Annotated in this window: 15 protein-coding genes; 6 read left to right on the forward strand and 9 right to left on the reverse strand. The window is 53.2% G+C overall.

Translation table 11 applies throughout. From position 1 onward, the window contains the following. Window positions 1-23: 23 nt before the first annotated feature. The 8 genes from rseP to rpsB form a co-directional block, all read right to left on the reverse strand. The gene (rseP, locus tag IM294_RS21460; RefSeq protein WP_041911192.1) at window positions 24-1,376 is read right to left on the reverse strand and encodes a sigma E protease regulator RseP; all 1,353 of its coding nucleotides are present in this window, start codon (window positions 1,374-1,376) and stop codon (window positions 24-26) included. Window positions 1,377-1,387: 11 nt separating this feature from the next. Then, window positions 1,388-2,245, reverse strand: a complete 858-nt coding sequence (gene cdsA / locus IM294_RS21465; RefSeq protein WP_041911193.1) for a phosphatidate cytidylyltransferase — start codon at window positions 2,243-2,245, stop codon at window positions 1,388-1,390. 12 nt (window positions 2,246-2,257) lie between these two features. Then, window positions 2,258-3,016 carry a (2E,6E)-farnesyl-diphosphate-specific ditrans,polycis-undecaprenyl-diphosphate synthase gene (gene ispU, locus IM294_RS21470; RefSeq protein ID WP_028015581.1) on the reverse strand — a complete coding sequence of 253 codons (759 nt, stop codon included), beginning with the start codon at window positions 3,014-3,016 and terminating at the stop codon, window positions 2,258-2,260. Between the two features lie 185 nt (window positions 3,017-3,201). Further along, complete coding sequence (gene ispC / locus IM294_RS21475) at window positions 3,202-4,401, reverse strand: 1-deoxy-D-xylulose-5-phosphate reductoisomerase (protein WP_126818807.1); 1,200 nt, start codon at window positions 4,399-4,401, stop codon at window positions 3,202-3,204. Window positions 4,402-4,496: 95 nt separating this feature from the next. Further along, window positions 4,497-5,054 (reverse strand): ribosome recycling factor, encoded by a 558-nt coding sequence (gene frr, locus IM294_RS21480; RefSeq protein WP_003856180.1) that lies wholly within the window; start codon window positions 5,052-5,054, stop codon window positions 4,497-4,499. A gap of 167 nt (window positions 5,055-5,221) precedes the next feature. Beyond that, complete coding sequence (pyrH, locus tag IM294_RS21485) at window positions 5,222-5,947, reverse strand: UMP kinase (protein ID WP_008501910.1); 726 nt, start codon at window positions 5,945-5,947, stop codon at window positions 5,222-5,224. 150 nt (window positions 5,948-6,097) lie between these two features. Then, entirely contained in the window at window positions 6,098-6,949 is an 852-nt protein-coding gene (gene tsf / locus IM294_RS21490; RefSeq protein WP_028015579.1) for a translation elongation factor Ts, read from the reverse strand. Between the two features lie 117 nt (window positions 6,950-7,066). Further along, window positions 7,067-7,792 (reverse strand): 30S ribosomal protein S2, encoded by a 726-nt coding sequence (gene rpsB / locus IM294_RS21495; RefSeq protein WP_003856207.1) that lies wholly within the window; start codon window positions 7,790-7,792, stop codon window positions 7,067-7,069. A 322-nt stretch (window positions 7,793-8,114) separates the two neighbouring features. On the opposite strand from rpsB, the gene map reads away from it, so the two are divergent. From map to dapD, 3 genes are all read left to right on the forward strand, one after another. Continuing rightward, window positions 8,115-8,909, forward strand: a complete 795-nt coding sequence (gene map, locus IM294_RS21500; protein WP_028015578.1) for a type I methionyl aminopeptidase — start codon at window positions 8,115-8,117, stop codon at window positions 8,907-8,909. A gap of 62 nt (window positions 8,910-8,971) precedes the next feature. Then, a complete protein-coding gene (glnD, locus tag IM294_RS21505; protein WP_008501914.1) occupies window positions 8,972-11,647 on the forward strand; it encodes a bifunctional uridylyltransferase/uridylyl-removing protein GlnD in 2,676 nt (891 codons plus the stop codon). Window positions 11,648-11,679: 32 nt separating this feature from the next. Further along, window positions 11,680-12,504, forward strand: a complete 825-nt coding sequence (gene dapD / locus IM294_RS21510) for a 2,3,4,5-tetrahydropyridine-2,6-dicarboxylate N-succinyltransferase (RefSeq protein WP_008501915.1) — start codon at window positions 11,680-11,682, stop codon at window positions 12,502-12,504. Here dapD and IM294_RS21515 read toward each other — a convergent pair. After that, window positions 12,501-13,133 (reverse strand): DNA-binding protein, encoded by a 633-nt coding sequence (locus IM294_RS21515; protein WP_063943775.1) that lies wholly within the window; start codon window positions 13,131-13,133, stop codon window positions 12,501-12,503. The genes dapD and IM294_RS21515 overlap by 4 nt on opposite strands. A 251-nt stretch (window positions 13,134-13,384) precedes the next feature. Between IM294_RS21515 and IM294_RS21520 the strand changes: the two genes are divergently transcribed. The 3 genes from IM294_RS21520 (at window position 13,385) to IM294_RS21530 (ending at window position 16,213) form a co-directional block, all read left to right on the forward strand. Further along, window positions 13,385-13,921 carry a hypothetical protein gene (locus IM294_RS21520; protein ID WP_047363662.1) on the forward strand — a complete coding sequence of 179 codons (537 nt, stop codon included), beginning with the start codon at window positions 13,385-13,387 and terminating at the stop codon, window positions 13,919-13,921. 9 nt (window positions 13,922-13,930) lie between these two features. Beyond that, the gene (locus IM294_RS21525) at window positions 13,931-15,613 is read left to right on the forward strand and encodes a hypothetical protein (protein ID WP_126818805.1); all 1,683 of its coding nucleotides are present in this window, start codon (window positions 13,931-13,933) and stop codon (window positions 15,611-15,613) included. A gap of 213 nt (window positions 15,614-15,826) precedes the next feature. After that, window positions 15,827-16,213: a DUF3461 family protein gene (locus IM294_RS21530; protein ID WP_014168696.1), complete on the forward strand. Its 387-nt coding sequence runs from the start codon at window positions 15,827-15,829 to the stop codon at window positions 16,211-16,213. Window positions 16,214-16,330: the final 117 nt, after the last annotated feature.

Genomic DNA, 16,330 nt, shown 5'->3' on the forward strand with positions numbered 1-16,330 from the left:
TGCGTTCTTCCTAACTAACTCTCTTACAACCGAGAGAAATCATTGAAAAGTGCAAGCCCCATTAACAGCACCAGCAAAATCGAGCCAATGCGATAACTAAAGTCTTGAACTCGCTCGGATACCGGCCCGCCTTTTAGCTTTTCAATCGCTAAAAACAGCAGATGACCCCCGTCTAAAACGGGAAGCGGGAACAGGTTGATAATCCCAAGGTTCACGCTAATAAGCGCGAGGAACATGAGATAGTAAATCACCCCGAACTCCGCTGACATCCCAGCCCCCTGAGCAATCGAGATTGGCCCACTGAGGTTGTTCAGTTTCACATCACCGGTTATCAATTTCCCCAACATGTTGACCGTCAGCTTCATCAGTTGCCATGTTTTATCCGTGGCTTCAAGAATGGCGCTGAACGGCCCATACTGGCGTATTGTCTTGTACTCATCTGGCAGCGGGATCACTTTTGGCACAACGCCTGCAAACCCTTCTGCCTTTTTGCCGACCGACTTCGTATCCGGGATCAGCGTCAGCGAAAGCGGACTGCCTTGCCTTTCAACTTCCAGCGCGAGGGACGTCCCCGGATTATCGCGCACCAGAGTAACAAAGGTCATCCACTCTGTTAATGGTTGACCATCGACTTTAACGATCCTGTCGCCAGCTTGCAAACCCGCTTTGCTCGCCGCCGAATTTGCCTGTACTTCGGCTAATACCGGCTCAATCTGCGCGCCGCGGGGACGAATGCCCAGCGCAGCGACGGGATCCTCTTTGTCTGGCTCGAAACGCCAGTGGCGTAAATCCAGTACTTTGTCCTGACGCGCGTCTGACCCAAACGGCGATACGCTGATAGTTGTCTGCGGATCGCCAATTTTGGCTACCAGCTGCAGTCGCACGGCATCCCAATCAGGGGTTTCGATGCCATCAATCGCTTTAAGTTCCATCCCGGAGGTAATTTGCGCACTCGCCGCGATGGAGTCAGGGGCAATATCCCCCACTACCGGACGCACGCCAGGGACGCCGATGATAAACACCAGCCAGTAAGCGAAAATCGCAAAGATGAAGTTGGCTACCGGTCCGGCAGCGATGATAGCGGCGCGTTGTCCAACGGTTTTGTTGTTAAACGCACTGTGTCGCAGTTCGGGAGCGACAGGCTCAACACGTTCGTCGAGCATTTTGACGTAGCCGCCAAGCGGGATAAGGGCGATGACAAATTCCGTGCCGTGACGATCGGTGCGCGTCCAGAGTGATTTGCCAAAACCAATGGAGAATCGCTCTACCCGCACACCACAACGGCGAGCAACCCAGAAATGGCCAAATTCATGCACGGTAATCAGTACACCCAGTGCAACAATGAACGCCGCCAGATTCCAGAGAATGCTCAGCATAAAACCTTCCGTTAAATCGTCCCGAATACCAGTAAAAGCAGGCAAGCAAATACTGGAACAGCCGCAGTCAGGCTGTCAATGCGATCCAGTATACCGCCATGCCCTGGAATAAGATGTCCGCTGTCCTTAATCCCTGCTTCACGCTTAAACATACTTTCGGTTAAATCACCGAGCACTGAGGCAAGTGCAGCAAAAATCGAGCACACCAGCAGTATTGACGGTGCCACGGCCAGATCTGCCCAGACGCCATAGCCCCAGGAGATGATCGCTGCCGTAAACAAGCCGCCGATGAAGCCTTGCCAGGTTTTCCCCGGCGAAACTTTTGGTGCCAGCTTATGTTTGCCAAACAGTTTACCAAACATATAGGCCCCGGAGTCAGCCCCCCAGACGAGAATCATCACATAAAGCAGCCAGATCGCACCGCTGTAGTGATTTTCGTCATAGTGCCAGGCGCGCAGCGCGACCATGCCCCAGAAAAACGGAACAATGGTGAGCAAACCAAAAATCAGTCGCAGCACCTTTGAATGACGCCAGATTGCGGCCGAACCTGGATAAAAAAGCACCAGTAACAGCGCAACAACCCACCAGGCCAACGACATCCACAAGGAGCCGGCAACCAGCGGTTGATGAATATCATGGTGATACTCAGGCAACGTAAACAGCATTATGGCCAGGATAAAGCCACAGAGTACCGCAAGCCATACTCGCTGGCTGCGCGAGGTAAAGCCGCTAAACTGTCCCCATTCCCACGCGGCAAGCATGCACACTACCAGCGTGACAATGGCGAATCCCACCGGGGGCAGTAAAAACAGCGCCGCAATGACAATGGGTATTAAAACAAAAGCGGAAATCAGGCGATACTTCAGCAAAAGCTACCCCCATCAGGCTTTGTCGCCACCTGGCTCGGTGCCGCCGAAACGACGCTCTCGATTGGCAAAGGCATGCAGCGCACCTTCAAAGTCTTGTTCATCAAAATCGGGCCAGAGAACATCTGTAAAGTAAAGTTCAGCATAGGCAATTTGCCATATCAGAAAGTTACTTATGCGATGTTCCCCCCCTGTCCTAATTACCAAATCCACAGGTGCCAGTTCATTCATGCAGATTTGCTTGCTCAGCGCCTCTTCATCAATCTGGTCGGGTCTCAACAGCCCTTCCTGAACCTGTTCGGCCAGATGCCGAACGCCCTGGATAATATCCCAGCGTCCACCGTAATTCGCCGCAACGTTGAGCGTCAGACCGGTATTATTTTCCGTCAGCGCTTCTGCTTTACGAATCCGCTCCTGCAAACGTGAGTTAAAACGACTGGTATCGCCAATGATGCGCAGGCGAACGTTGTGGCGGTGCAGGCTTTTTACTTCGCTGTCTAGCGCCCACACGAACAATTCCATCAACGCAGTCACTTCCTGCGGAGGTCGATTCCAGTTTTCACTGCTAAAAGCATAGAGCGTTAACGCATCAATGCCGTTATTGGCGGCAAAAGAGACGGCGCGGCGAACAGATTTCGCTCCCGCTTTATGCCCAAAGGCTCGTATTTTCCCTTGTCTTTTCGCCCAGCGCCCGTTGCCATCCATAATGATTGCTACATGACGGCAGCCATGAGCTGGCAAGTTTTCGCTTATTGGTTGATTCGCAGACAACATAACGCGTTTTTTGTCCCTGAAAGGATTTAACGGTACTCAGGAATACTTAAGCCTGTACATAAAAAAGCCGTGTCAAACCACGGCTTACCTGACCACATAAAGTCAAATTCCTGCGATCAGGTGGCGCAGACTATATCACTGAAGCCCAACGCTAACAAATAGCACGACCACTAGTGCTTGCTTTATCACCAGCTTGCGAGACGTGTCACCTGTTTACGCGCAATATCACGAGCAGCTGTATCCACCGCCAGCACCTCTTCCACGCTTAGTGGCTCACGCAAATCAATCATTTCCAGTACCGATAAATTTAAGGTCGCGATATCGGTAAAACGGATCTGCTGATTCAGAAATGCGTCAACGGTAATTTCATTGGCTGCATTCAGTGCCGTCGTCGCCGCCTGCCCCTGGTCAAAGGCGTTCATTGCAAGCTTCAGACAAGGATAACGATCGTAGTCTGGTTCACTGAACGTCAGAGAACTGAGCTTACAGAAATCAAGCGGCTTCACGCCGGATTTCACCCGGTTCGGCCATGCCATTGAATGAGCAATAGGCGTACGCATATCCGGCTCGCCGAGCTGTGCCAGCACGCTGCCATCCTGATAGCGCACCATCGAGTGAATCACCGACTGCGGGTGGATCAGTACTTCCATCTGTTTCGCCGACGCATTAAACAGCCAGCGCGCTTCAATGTATTCCAGACCTTTGTTCATCATGGTGGCAGAATCCACGGAGATTTTACGCCCCATTGACCAGTTCGGATGACGGCACGCCTGATCCGGCGTCATTGCGCGCAGTTCAGAGAGTGGCGTTTCACGGAACGGGCCACCAGACCCGGTAAGCAGAATCGACACAACGCCATTCTGCTCCAGGTCAGCGTACCCCAGGTTCTGTTGAAAAGGTTGCGGTAAACTCTGAAAAATGGCGTTGTGCTCGCTGTCGACCGGTAAAAGACGCGCCCCGCGCTGTATTACCGCGTCCATAAACAGACGTCCGCAGGTCACCAGCGACTCTTTATTGGCGAGCAAAACATCTTTACCGGCATCGATCGCAGCAAGTGTCGGCAGCAGCCCGGCCGCGCCGACAATGGCCGCCATAACCTGGTCAACCTCATCCAGCGCCGCCATCTCGCAGGCCGCCTGCTGGCCACTCAGCACCTCGGTTCGGCTGCCCTTCTCACGCAGTTGGGCTTTTAGCAGGCGCGCGCCCTCTTCGTCATCCATCACCGCATAGCGGGGCATAAACTCCAGGCACTGCTCGACCATACGCTGCACATTCTTACCGGCCACCAGCGCTGTCACGGTGTAAAGTTCAGGATTATGGCGGACGACGTCGAGAGTACTGCAACCAATGGAACCGGTTGAGCCGAGGAGTGTTAAATGCTTCATGAGATGCCCGAAAAAAGTTAGACCAGATAAAAGCAAAACGCCGCCAGCAAGACCCGAAGTCCCTCTGAACGGCGTTTATCAGTGTACGACAGAAATCAGAACTGCATCAGTTCCGCTTCTTTTTCTGCCAGCGCCGCATCAATTTTCTTGATGGCAGCGTCGGTCATTTTCTGAATGTCGTCCTGAGAACGACGATCGTCATCTTCGCTGATCTCTTTTTCTTTCAGCAGTGCTTTCACTTTATCGTTCGCATCGCGACGCACGTTACGCACGGAAACACGACCCTGCTCAGCTTCACCGCGAACCACTTTGATGAGATCTTTACGACGCTCTTCCGTCAGCGGAGGCAGCGGAACGCGGATGTCAGCACCCGCTGAGCTTGGGTTCAGACCCAGGTCAGAAGCCATGATCGCTTTCTCAACGGCCGGGCTCATAGAGCGATCGAAGACGTTGATTTTCAGCGTACGGGTATCTTCAACCGTCACGCTCGCGAGCTGACGCAGCGGGGTTGGCGTACCGTAGTATTCTACGATGATGCCATCCAGCAGGCTTGGGGAAGCACGGCCAGTACGGATTTTGCTGATTTGGTTTTTGAACGCTTCTACGCATTTGTCCATGCGTACTTCAGCATCTTTTCTGATGTCGTTAATCACGTTACGAATCCTTGAAAACTTGTCTCAGGCAGACTATCCGCCAGCACAGCGCTACAGGTGTGCTAAGTATAGTCGCGTTTAATTCATGACAACGCCAAAGGCGCGTCCAGGTAAGATACCACTACAAAGTAAAGCGGAATCTTACCTGTATTTATCGTCGACGGAAATTATTCCGTGATCAAAGTGCCTTCTTTTTCGCCCATGACCACGCGACGCAGTGCGCCAGGCTTGTTCATGTTGAAGACACGGATCGGCAGTTTGTGGTCGCGAGCCAGCGTGAAGGCGGCAAGATCCATCACTTTCAGCTCTTTATCCAGCACTTCGCTGTAGCTCAGCTGATCGTACATGGTCGCAGAAGGATCTTTTGCCGGGTCGGCAGTAAACACGCCGTCTACTTTGGTCGCTTTCAGCACCACGTCGGCTTCAATTTCGATACCGCGCAGGCAGGCAGCGGAATCGGTGGTAAAGAACGGGTTACCCGTACCGGCGGAGAGGATCACCACGCGGTTGTTGCGCAGCAGGCTGATGGCCTCTGCCCAGCTGTAATTATCGCATACGCCATTCAGGGGAATCGCGGACATCAGGCGGGCATTCACGTAGGCGCGATGGAGCGCATCACGCATTGCCAGGCCATTCATCACGGTTGCCAGCATACCCATGTGGTCGCCCACAACGCGGTTCATCCCCGCTTTCGCCAGACCAGCACCACGGAAAAGGTTGCCACCGCCAATGACCACGCCAACCTGGATACCCAGTTCGACCAGTTCTTTGATTTCCTGTGCCATGCGATCAAGGATGCTTGCGTCAATACCGAAGCCTTCCGATCCCTGCAGCGCTTCGCCACTCAGCTTAAGCAGAATGCGTTTGTACACGGGTTTTGCATTGGTAGCCATGTTTCTTTCCTGAGACTGTCAACGATTAAGATGGGAGTTAATTCTGGCGACATAATATGCCGCAAATCAGCACGGCGATACTGGAGCCTGTCTGATTTCCTGTGACGGGTGACAAAAAGAAGCCGCCCTCAGGCGGCTCCTTTTCAATCATTAAGACTGCTTGGACATTGCAGCAACTTCTGCTGCGAAGTCAGTCTCAACTTTCTCGATGCCTTCGCCCACTTCGAAGCGGATGAAGCCAGTTACGTCAGCGTTGTGCTCTTTCAGCAGCTGAGCAACAGACTTGCTTGGATCCATAACGAAAGGCTGGCCAGTCAGAGAAACTTCGCCGGTGAATTTCTTCATGCGGCCTTCAACCATTTTCTCTGCGATTTCTTTTGGCTTACCAGACTGCATCGCGATGTCCAGCTGAACCTGGTACTCTTTTTCTACCACTTCAGCAGACACGTCTTCTGGCTTAACGAATTCTGGTTTGCTTGCAGCGATGTGCATTGCCAGCTGTTTAACCAGCTCTTCGTCAGCGCCTTTAGCCGCAACCAGAACACCGATACGTGCGCCGTGCTGGTAAGAACCCAGTACTTCGCCTTCCAGGGAAGATACGCGACGGATGTTGATGTTCTCACCGATTTTAGCAACCAGCGCAACACGTTCTTCTTCGAACTGTGCTTTCAGAACTTCAACGTCAGTGATTTTGCCAGCAACAGCTGCGTCCAGAACTTTGTTCGCAAATGCCTGGAAACCGCCATCTTTAGCAACGAAGTCAGTCTGGCAGTTAACTTCCAGAATGATGCCGTAGGTGCCGTCGATTTTAGTGATGATCACGCCGTCAGCAGCAACGTTGCCTGCTTTCTTAGCTGCTTTGATCGCACCGGATTTACGCATGTTTTCGATTGCCAGCTCGATGTCGCCGTTCGCTTCAGTCAGCGCTTTTTTGCAATCCATCATGCCTGCGCCAGTACGCTCGCGCAGCTCTTTTACCAGGGATGCGGTAATTTCAGCCATTCTTAAATCCTCGGGAGATGTGAACTGCCCGGCCGGAGGCCAAACAGTGTAAATTGAAAAAAGGGGCCGATAATGGGCCCCTATTCATACACGGTACTAATAAGGGGTAAAACCTTATTATTCAGCTTCTACGAAGCTTTCTTCCGCCTGAGAAGCCAGATCCTGGGAACGGCCTTCACGAACGGTAGCAGCTACAGCGCTCAGGTACAGGCTAACAGCACGGATTGCGTCGTCGTTACCCGGGATAACGAAGTCAACACCGTCCGGATCGGAGTTGGTATCAACGATAGCGAATACCGGGATACCCAGGTTGTTAGCTTCTTTGATAGCGATGTGCTCGTGGTCTGCATCGATTACGAACAGCGCGTCTGGCAGGCCGCCCATATCTTTGATACCGCCCAGGCTGTTTTCCAGCTTGTCCAGTTCACGAGTGCGCATCAGCGCTTCTTTCTTAGTCAGCTTGTCGAAAGTACCGTCCTGAGACTGGGTTTCCAGATCTTTCAGGCGCTTGATGGACTGACGAACAGTTTTCCAGTTGGTCAGCATGCCGCCCAACCAGCGATGGTTCACGAAGAACTGGTCGCAGCTGTTAGCAGCATCTTTCACAGCTTCGCTTGCAGCGCGCTTAGTACCAACGAACAGAATCTTACCTTTACGGGAAGAGATCTTGTTCAGCTCAGCCAGGGCTTCGTTGAACATTGGTACAGTTTTCTCAAGGTTGATGATGTGAACTTTGTTACGCGCGCCGAAGATGAAAGGCTTCATTTTCGGGTTCCAGTAACGGGTCTGGTGACCAAAGTGAACACCAGCCTTGAGCATGTCGCGCATGGAAACAGTTGCCATGTTTTAAAACCTCTATATTGAAAGTTGGGGTTATGCCTCCACGTATCCCATATTACCGACCCCGAAGGGCACCCCGGAATATGTGCCGATACGTGTGTGTTGTTACACAAAGTGAGATTTGTCGCTTCCGTCCAGCCTGTGTATCTGAGATGGATCGGAAGTCCGGCGCGCTTTATACCACAAAACACGACCAGAAACCAACAGTTGTTGGCGGAGTGTGCTGTTAATGATTCTCAATTTGGCACGGGGCGTGCCTGACTGATACCATTGACGACACTTAGACTAGTATTGTCGAAAAAATCGACACCGATGGACAGATTACATGGCTATCTCTATTAAGACACCTGAAGAAATTGAAAAGATGCGCGTCGCCGGTCGTCTGGCCGCGGAAGTGCTGGAAATGATCGAGCCGTTCGTGAAGCCGGGCGTCAGCACCGGCGAACTGGATCGCATCTGTAATGACTATATCGTTAACGAGCAGCACGCGGTTTCCGCCTGTCTCGGCTACCACGGTTTCCCGAAATCCGTCTGCATCTCTATTAATGAAGTGGTTTGCCACGGTATTCCGGACGACGAAAAACTGCTTAAAGATGGCGACATCGTCAACATCGACGTGACCGTCATTAAAGACGAGTACCACGGTGACACCTCGAAGATGTTCATCGTTGGCAAACCAACGATTCTGGGCGAGCGTCTGTGCAAAGTGACGCAAGAGAGCCTGTACCTGGCGCTGAAAATGGTTAAGCCGGGCATCCGCCTGCGCACCCTCGGTGCCGCAATTCAGAAATTCGTGGAAGCGGAAGGTTTCTCCGTGGTGCGCGAATACTGCGGTCACGGCATTGGCCGCGTCTTCCATGAAGAGCCGCAGGTTCTGCACTATGATGCCGATGACGGCGGCGTGGTGCTGCAAAAAGGGATGACCTTCACCATCGAACCGATGGTCAACGCCGGTGACTACCGCATTCGCACTATGAAAGACGGCTGGACGGTGAAAACCAAAGACAGAAGCTTGTCTGCCCAGTACGAGCATACTATTGTGGTAACGGACAACGGCTGCGAAATTATGACGTTGCGCAAGGATGACACCATCCCGGCGATACTGACGAACATTGAGTGATAAGAAGCCGGCAAATGCCGGCTTTTTTAATGGCGATAGCTTTTTCTTATGGGTGGCGCACGATGAGTAATCTATTACCCGAACAGTATGCTAACACAGCACTTCCCACCCTCCCCGATCAGCCCGATAACCCGGGCGTCTGGCCGCCGCACGAGCTGACCTGCGCGCACATAAAAGCCCATATGGATGTTTTCCACCGCTGGCTGGGCAGCGCGTTCGACGCGGGCGTCTCTGCCGAGCAGCTCATCGAAGCGCGCACCGAATTTATCGACCAGCTCCTGCAGCGTCTGTGGATCGACTACGGTTTCGGGCAGGTGAGCGACGTCGCGCTGGTTGCCGTCGGGGGCTATGGCCGCGGGGAGCTGCATCCGCTTTCCGATATCGACCTGCTGATCCTGAGCCGCAAAAAGCTGCCGGACGAACAGGCGCAGAAAATAGGCGAACTGCTGACTCTGCTGTGGGACGTCAAGCTTGAAGTGGGCCACAGCGTGCGCACCCTGGAAGAGTGCCTGCTGGAGGGGTTATCTGACCTGACCGTCGCCACCAACCTGATTGAAACCCGCCTACTGATTGGCGACGTCGCGCTGTTCCTGGAACTGCAAAAGCATATTTTCAGCGACGGCTTCTGGCCATCTGAGAAATTCTTCGCCGCCAAGGTCGAGGAGCAAAACCAGCGCCACCAGCGCTACCACGGCACCAGCTATAATCTTGAACCCGATATTAAAAGCAGCCCCGGCGGCCTGCGCGACATCCACACGTTACAGTGGGTCGCCCGTCGCCACTTTGGCGCCACCTCGATGGACGAGATGGTCGGCTTTGGCTTCCTGACCGAGGCCGAGCGTAACGAGCTAAACGAGTGTCTGCACCTGCTGTGGCGCATCCGTTTTGCCCTGCATCTGGAAGTTACCCGCTACGATAACCGCCTGCTGTTTGACCGTCAGCTCAGCGTAGCGCAGCGGCTGAACTATCAGGGCGAAGGCAACGAGCCGGTTGAGCAAATGATGAAGGATTTCTTCCGCGTCACCCGCCGGGTCACCGAGCTGAACCAGATGCTGTTGCAGCTGTTCGACGAGGCCATTCTGGCCCTGACTGCCGACGAAAAGCCGCGCCCGATTGACGATGAATTCCAGCTGCGCGGCACGCTTATCGATCTGCGCGACGAAACGCTGTTTATCCGCGAGCCGGAAGCGATCCTGCGGATGTTCTATACCATGGTGCGCAACAGCACCATCACCGGGATCTACTCCACCACCCTGCGCCATCTGCGCCACGCGCGTCGCCATCTGACGCAGCCTTTGTGTTACATCCCGGAAGCGCGCTCGCTGTTCCTGAGCATGCTCCGCCATCCGGGTGCCGTCAGCCGCGGGCTGCTGCCGATGCACCGCCACAGCGTGCTGTGGGCCTATATGCCGCAGTGGTCGCACATCGTCGGGCAGATGCAGTTCGATCTGTTCCACGCCTACACGGTGGATGAACACACCATCCGCGTGATGCTCAAGCTGGAAAGCTTTGCCAAAGAAGAGACGCGCTCCCGCCACCCGCTGTGCGTGGAGCTGTGGCCGCGCCTGACCCATCCGGAACTGATCCTGATTGCCGCTCTGTTCCACGACATCGCCAAGGGCCGCGGCGGCGATCACTCGGTGCTGGGCGCACAGGACGTGCTGAAATTTGCCGAACTGCACGGTCTCAATTCGCGCGAAACGCAGCTGGTCGCCTGGCTGGTGCGCCATCACCTGCTGATGTCGGTCACCGCCCAGCGTCGCGATATTCAGGACCCTGAGGTTATTAAGCAGTTCGCCGAAGAAGTTCAAACGGAAAACCGTCTGCGTTATCTGGTCTGCCTGACGGTGGCCGATATTTGCGCCACCAACGAAACCCTGTGGAACAGCTGGAAGCAGAGCCTGCTGCGCGAGCTGTACTTCGCCACCGAAAAACAGCTGCGACGCGGGATGCAAAACACCCCGGACATGCGCGAGCGCGTGCGTCATCACCAGCTGCAGGCGCTGGCGCTGCTGCGGATGGATAACATTGATGAAGAAGCGCTGCATCAGATTTGGGCCCGCTGCCGTGCCAACTATTTTGTGCGCCACAGCCCAAACCAGCTTGCCTGGCACGCGCGGCACCTGCTGAAGCACGATCTGTCTCAACCGATGATCCTGCTGAGCCCGCAGGCCACGCGCGGTGGAACGGAGATATTCATCTGGAGCCCGGACCGGCCTTATCTGTTTGCTGCCGTCTGCGCCGAGCTGGACAGACGTAACCTTAGCGTTCACGACGCGCAGATTTTTACCACCCGCGACGGCATGGCGATGGATACCTTTATTGTGCTGGAGCCGGACGGCAGCCCGCTGTCCTCGGACAGGCATGAAGGGATACGCTTCGGTCTGGAGCAGGCAATCACGCAGCGCAGCTGGCAGCCACCGCAGCCGCGCCGTCAGCCGGCGAAACTGCGTCATTTTACTGTCGATACCGAGGTCAACTTCCTGCCGACCCACACCGACCGTAAATCGTTCCTGGAGCTGATCGCGCTCGACCAGCCAGGGCTGCTTGCTCGCGTCGGCCAAGTTTTTGCCGATCTGGGAATTTCGCTTCATGGGGCCCGAATTACAACCATTGGCGAGCGAGTAGAAGATTTATTTATAATCGCCACCGCCGACCGGCGTGCCCTTAATAATGACCTGCAGCTTGAAGTGCAACAACGGTTGACAGCAGCCCTCAATCCAAACGATAAAGGGTGACGTGTTTTTTAGTGAAATGGAAAGAGTAAACAATGCAGCAGTTACAGAACGTTATTGAGTCCGCTTTTGAGCGTCGCGCCGAGATCACTCCGGCAAATGTGGATACCGTGACCCGTGAAGCGGTAAACCAGGTTATTTCCCTGCTGGATTCCGGCGCCCTGCGCGTGGCAGAAAAAATCGACGGTCAGTGGGTCACTCATCAATGGCTGAAGAAGGCCGTGCTGCTCTCTTTCCGCATCAACGATAACCAGGTTATCGACGGAGCAGAAAGCCGCTACTTCGATAAAGTGCCAATGAAATTCGCGGATTACGACGAAGCGCGTTTCCAGAAAGAAGGTTTCCGCGTGGTGCCACCGGCAGCAGTTCGTCAGGGTGCATTCATCGCACGCAACACCGTGCTGATGCCATCCTATGTGAACATCGGTGCGTACGTTGACGAAGGCACCATGGTCGATACCTGGGCAACCGTCGGTTCCTGCGCGCAGATCGGTAAAAACGTTCACCTGTCCGGCGGCGTCGGCATCGGTGGCGTTCTGGAGCCACTGCAGGCTAACCCGACCATCATCGAAGACAACTGCTTCATCGGCGCGCGTTCAGAAGTGGTTGAAGGCGTGATCGTGGAAGAAGGCTCCGTGATCTCCATGGGCGTTTACATCGGCCAGAGCACCCGCATTTACGATCGCGAAACCGGCGAAGTGCACTACGGTCGCGTTCCGGCGGGCTCCGTGGTGGTTTCCGGTAACCTGCCGTCAAAAGACGGTAAATACAGCCTGTACTGTGCCGTTATCGTGAAGAAAGTGGATGCGAAAACCCGCGGTAAAGTGGGCATCAACGAACTGCTGCGCACCATCGACTAATCCCCGACGCGTTGATAAACCGGGACGCGCCTGTGCGTCCCGGTATAATCATCAAAAACGTCCGTTTCCGCAGTCGCGATTGCCATTCCCTTTTTTCTCAACCCTGCGATATCCGCCGCCATACGCTGGCTCCCCAGCCAGAAAAGCCCGTCGAGAGCCGTCACGGCCAGTCCCGACTCAAGCGCCAGCTTCAGTCGCTCACGCGGCGCTTTTACCTCTTTGGCGATCTGCCGGAAGGGCTCTGCAGTAAGCCCGGTGGGATCGATCCGCCGAATGCGGGTGCTCATGCGGTACTGAAAAGCCTCAGGAATCGCATTGAGATCGGCTTTCAGGCTGTAGACGCAGCCAAAGCGCTTGCCGTTAAAGATGACGTTCTTCTGGCTTAGCTGAAACTCATCGCGCAGCCCGGCGATAAGCTGAGGGGCGCGGGTCAGCACCAGTCGGAACGGCAGTTCGAAGCTGGTGACATAATCCACGTTCAGTAAGGCAATACGTAAACGCTCTTCCGCACCCGCCTTTAGCTGGCGGCACTCTGCGGCAACTTCTGCCCACTGGTGCGCGAGCCTTGGGCTCTCATCTGCGGCGCCAAAGCTGTATTTTTCGATCTGATAATCAATGCGTCCTGACATGTCATTATCCCCGCGGGCTACGCTTTTGTGCGATAACTTTGCCTCATTTCCCCGCTTTTGAATACCCGTCTCGCTCGCCTTTTCTCAGCTGAAGTAACAATGATGAATCTCTTTACAAGCAAGTTAACCTCGTTACTTAATGCAAATTTTTTCTTTTAAAACATAGCTTTGTTGAAAAACAGGATTAACGATATTATTCGTGAACAGCAAATAATAATCTGGCCTTGAGGGCAATAAACGGGAATCGTGCAATGAGTCATTACGGCAAAATAATTGGTGCGGGGATCGCAGGTCTGGTCACTCTGGCCGGGACGTATTTATGGGGAAAAAATAACGGCAAAGACGAAGGGATTGCTGAAGGGCAGCAGATCGCAAAAGCTGAATACGCCGAAAAGATCAAAAAACTCCAGACTGAACTGGCGGACAAGATGCGCGATATCAGTAAACGGGATGACTTTATCCTCGCGGCGTATGCGCTGGGGACATGCTGCATCAAGGCTAATGGCAAGACCCCAGCGGAAAATATTGCCCTGCTGGATGATGCAGTGTCTGGTCTTGTTCCGCGGGAAAAGTTACCTCAAGCCGTTCAGCAGAAAATCGTCGAGATGGTCGAAACACCGCCCAATCTGCCAACGGTTTGGTCACTTATAAATGAATATCAGCTTAACGATGCGAAAAGCCTGGAGAGGTTTAGCCTCATTGTTGGCATGATGGCAAGTCAGGATGAGCTAAGAACACAAAGCGAAAGTGATTTTATGGCCTCCTGGAACTTACTGGTTGCGGCCTGAGGACGACGGATGACAAATCTTAATGCACATCTCGCCAGAATGAAAAAGCTGCAACAGGTGCGGAATGCCCCTGCGCTAAAATCCGTGGCGACGGCGTCCGCCATCGAAGCTCATCTGACCGGAGAAGTCGATGCTGCATTTATAAAGGGGTGCGATACCGGCAGCATTTACCGCGAAGCGATCATGGGGGCCAACCTGACGGTCAGCAACGACGACGTTATGGCCCGCCTGGACGTAATCTCAACGGGCAGCGCCATCGACAATATCCTCGAACCCGTGTTTCTCAGCCTGCTCGACGGCACAATGCGCGCCTGCAATATCGGCACCCGACAAGGTGTTACCCCGTCCCGCCTGTACCAGGAGTGCCGGGCGTTCAGTTACGAAGCGCCCGAAAGAAATGCCTTTATGCTGGATAGCTACAGCGAGCACTTGAACGAGCGTCAAAACATTGACCGTTTTTCTGAACAATCGTCGTTTAACGGCGGCGAAATGACGCGCAACAACGACTCTCTGAACATGCGCGATGGTGCAAAAATGGAGGCCCGTAAAGAGAACCATTTCTCCGGTAATCTGCGCGCTGAGGATGAATATGGTAACGGCACGATCTACCAGTACAAAAAACATGCGAAAAGCGAGGGAGAGCAGAAGCAGGCTGCCGAAGTCGATCATGTCGTCTCCTGCGCCGAAGTATGCAACAACCTCAAAAGCAACAAGGCTCTGAAGCTTGATGACATCAAAAATATTCTCAATATTGACGAAAATTATGCTGTTACCAGCATGCAAAACAACCGTGGCGAGAAAACCGGTAAGTTCGCTAAAACCCGCGAAGAACTCCAGCAGGAGATCGATCAGGGCTTTGTAGTTGTCAAAAAAGGGAAAAAAGATGTCGCGCATCCGCTAACAGAAGAGGAAATCAAAACGCGGCAGGTGATGGTCGAGAAAATGGACATCGCACAGCAAACGATGGATACCAAAACCAATGAAACCGTATTTGATAATATCCGCAAGGATCGCGACGTCCAAAAAGTTCTGGCGAAAGATGCGGCCCAGGCATCAGGTCATCAGTCGCTGGGCGATCTCATTCTCTTCATTATCAAGCCTCTTTACTATGAGCTGCGCAGCTGTTTAACGCACGGTATTGAAGCTGGCGTAGGTGCGAGCGATTTTTCGCAGGCTCTGTCGATTCGTCTTGGTCGCATGAAAGATCACATTCTCAAAAATGCTGTCGTTTTATTAAAAGATGTTGCCGTCGGCTTTATTAAAAATTTCGTGTCGATGCTGCTGGAAGGGATGGTTAACTGCTTCGTTGGCGTGTTCAAAAACATCATGCGGATGGTAAAAGAAGGCTTTAAGGTCCTGATGCAGACGGCACCGATCCTCAGGGATAAACACAGCAGTATGGCCCAAAAAGGCGATGCCATTCTTAAGCTTGTAGCAGGTTCTCTTTCCGTCTTTGCGGCTATTGGCCTTGAGTCATGGCTCAGCGGCCTTGGTCTACCAGGACCGCTCCCCATTTTACTCTCATCGGTCCTGACCGCCGTGATTACGGCGCTGGTGATGTTCCTGCTGGATAAGCTCGATCTGTTCGGCGTCAATCAGGCAATCAAAAAACAGCGGATCGACGAACTGTTGGAACAGGAAATTAACACCACGGAAAGCGAAATGCTGGCCTCCATCGCCTTATTGCGCTAGCGCTCAGATCGTCAGGTTTTGGTATTAAATTGATTTCCACTTGACGTAGTCGTTAAAAACAACAATAAACGAGTGGGGGCAATGCACCTTCCCTGCCCGGTAATTTCAGTGAAATGTAATCAGGATCGACCCCGCTTTTTTTGTATATGAGGGTGGCAAAAAGGAATTTTTTCATTAATTATTCAAAGGTTATGTTGAGATAAGGGTACCGCTATGTACGATAATCTGAAAAGTCTGGGCATTACCAATCCTGATGAAATCGATCGTTACAGCCTTCGCCAGGAAGCCAACAACGACATTTTAAAAATCTATTTTCACAAGGATAAAGGAGAGTTTTTCGCCAAGAGCGTGAAGTTTAAATATCCACGCCAGCGTAAGACCGTCGTCGCTGACGGCGTAGGACAAGGGTACAAAGAGGTGCAGGAAATCAGCCCTAACCTGCGCTATGTGATCGATGAACTCGATCAGATTTGCCAGCGCGATCGCACCGAAGTCGATCTCAAGCGTAAGATCCTCGACGATCTGCGTCACCTTGAAAGCGTTGTCACCAACAAGATCAGCGAGATTGAAGCGGATCTTGAGAAATTAACGCGGAAATAAAAGCAAAACGGCAATCCCTGATTGCCGTTTTTAGTGTTTGCGCCCTCTCCCCGTGGGTGTACAGTCCGGGGACATGGTAGACAGGTGTTCGGGGACATGGTGAACACTTTTTAACAT

The sequence above is a fragment of the Enterobacter cloacae complex sp. P43RS genome (assembly GCF_014930585.1).
GTDB lineage: Bacteria > Pseudomonadota > Gammaproteobacteria > Enterobacterales > Enterobacteriaceae > Enterobacter > Enterobacter bugandensis.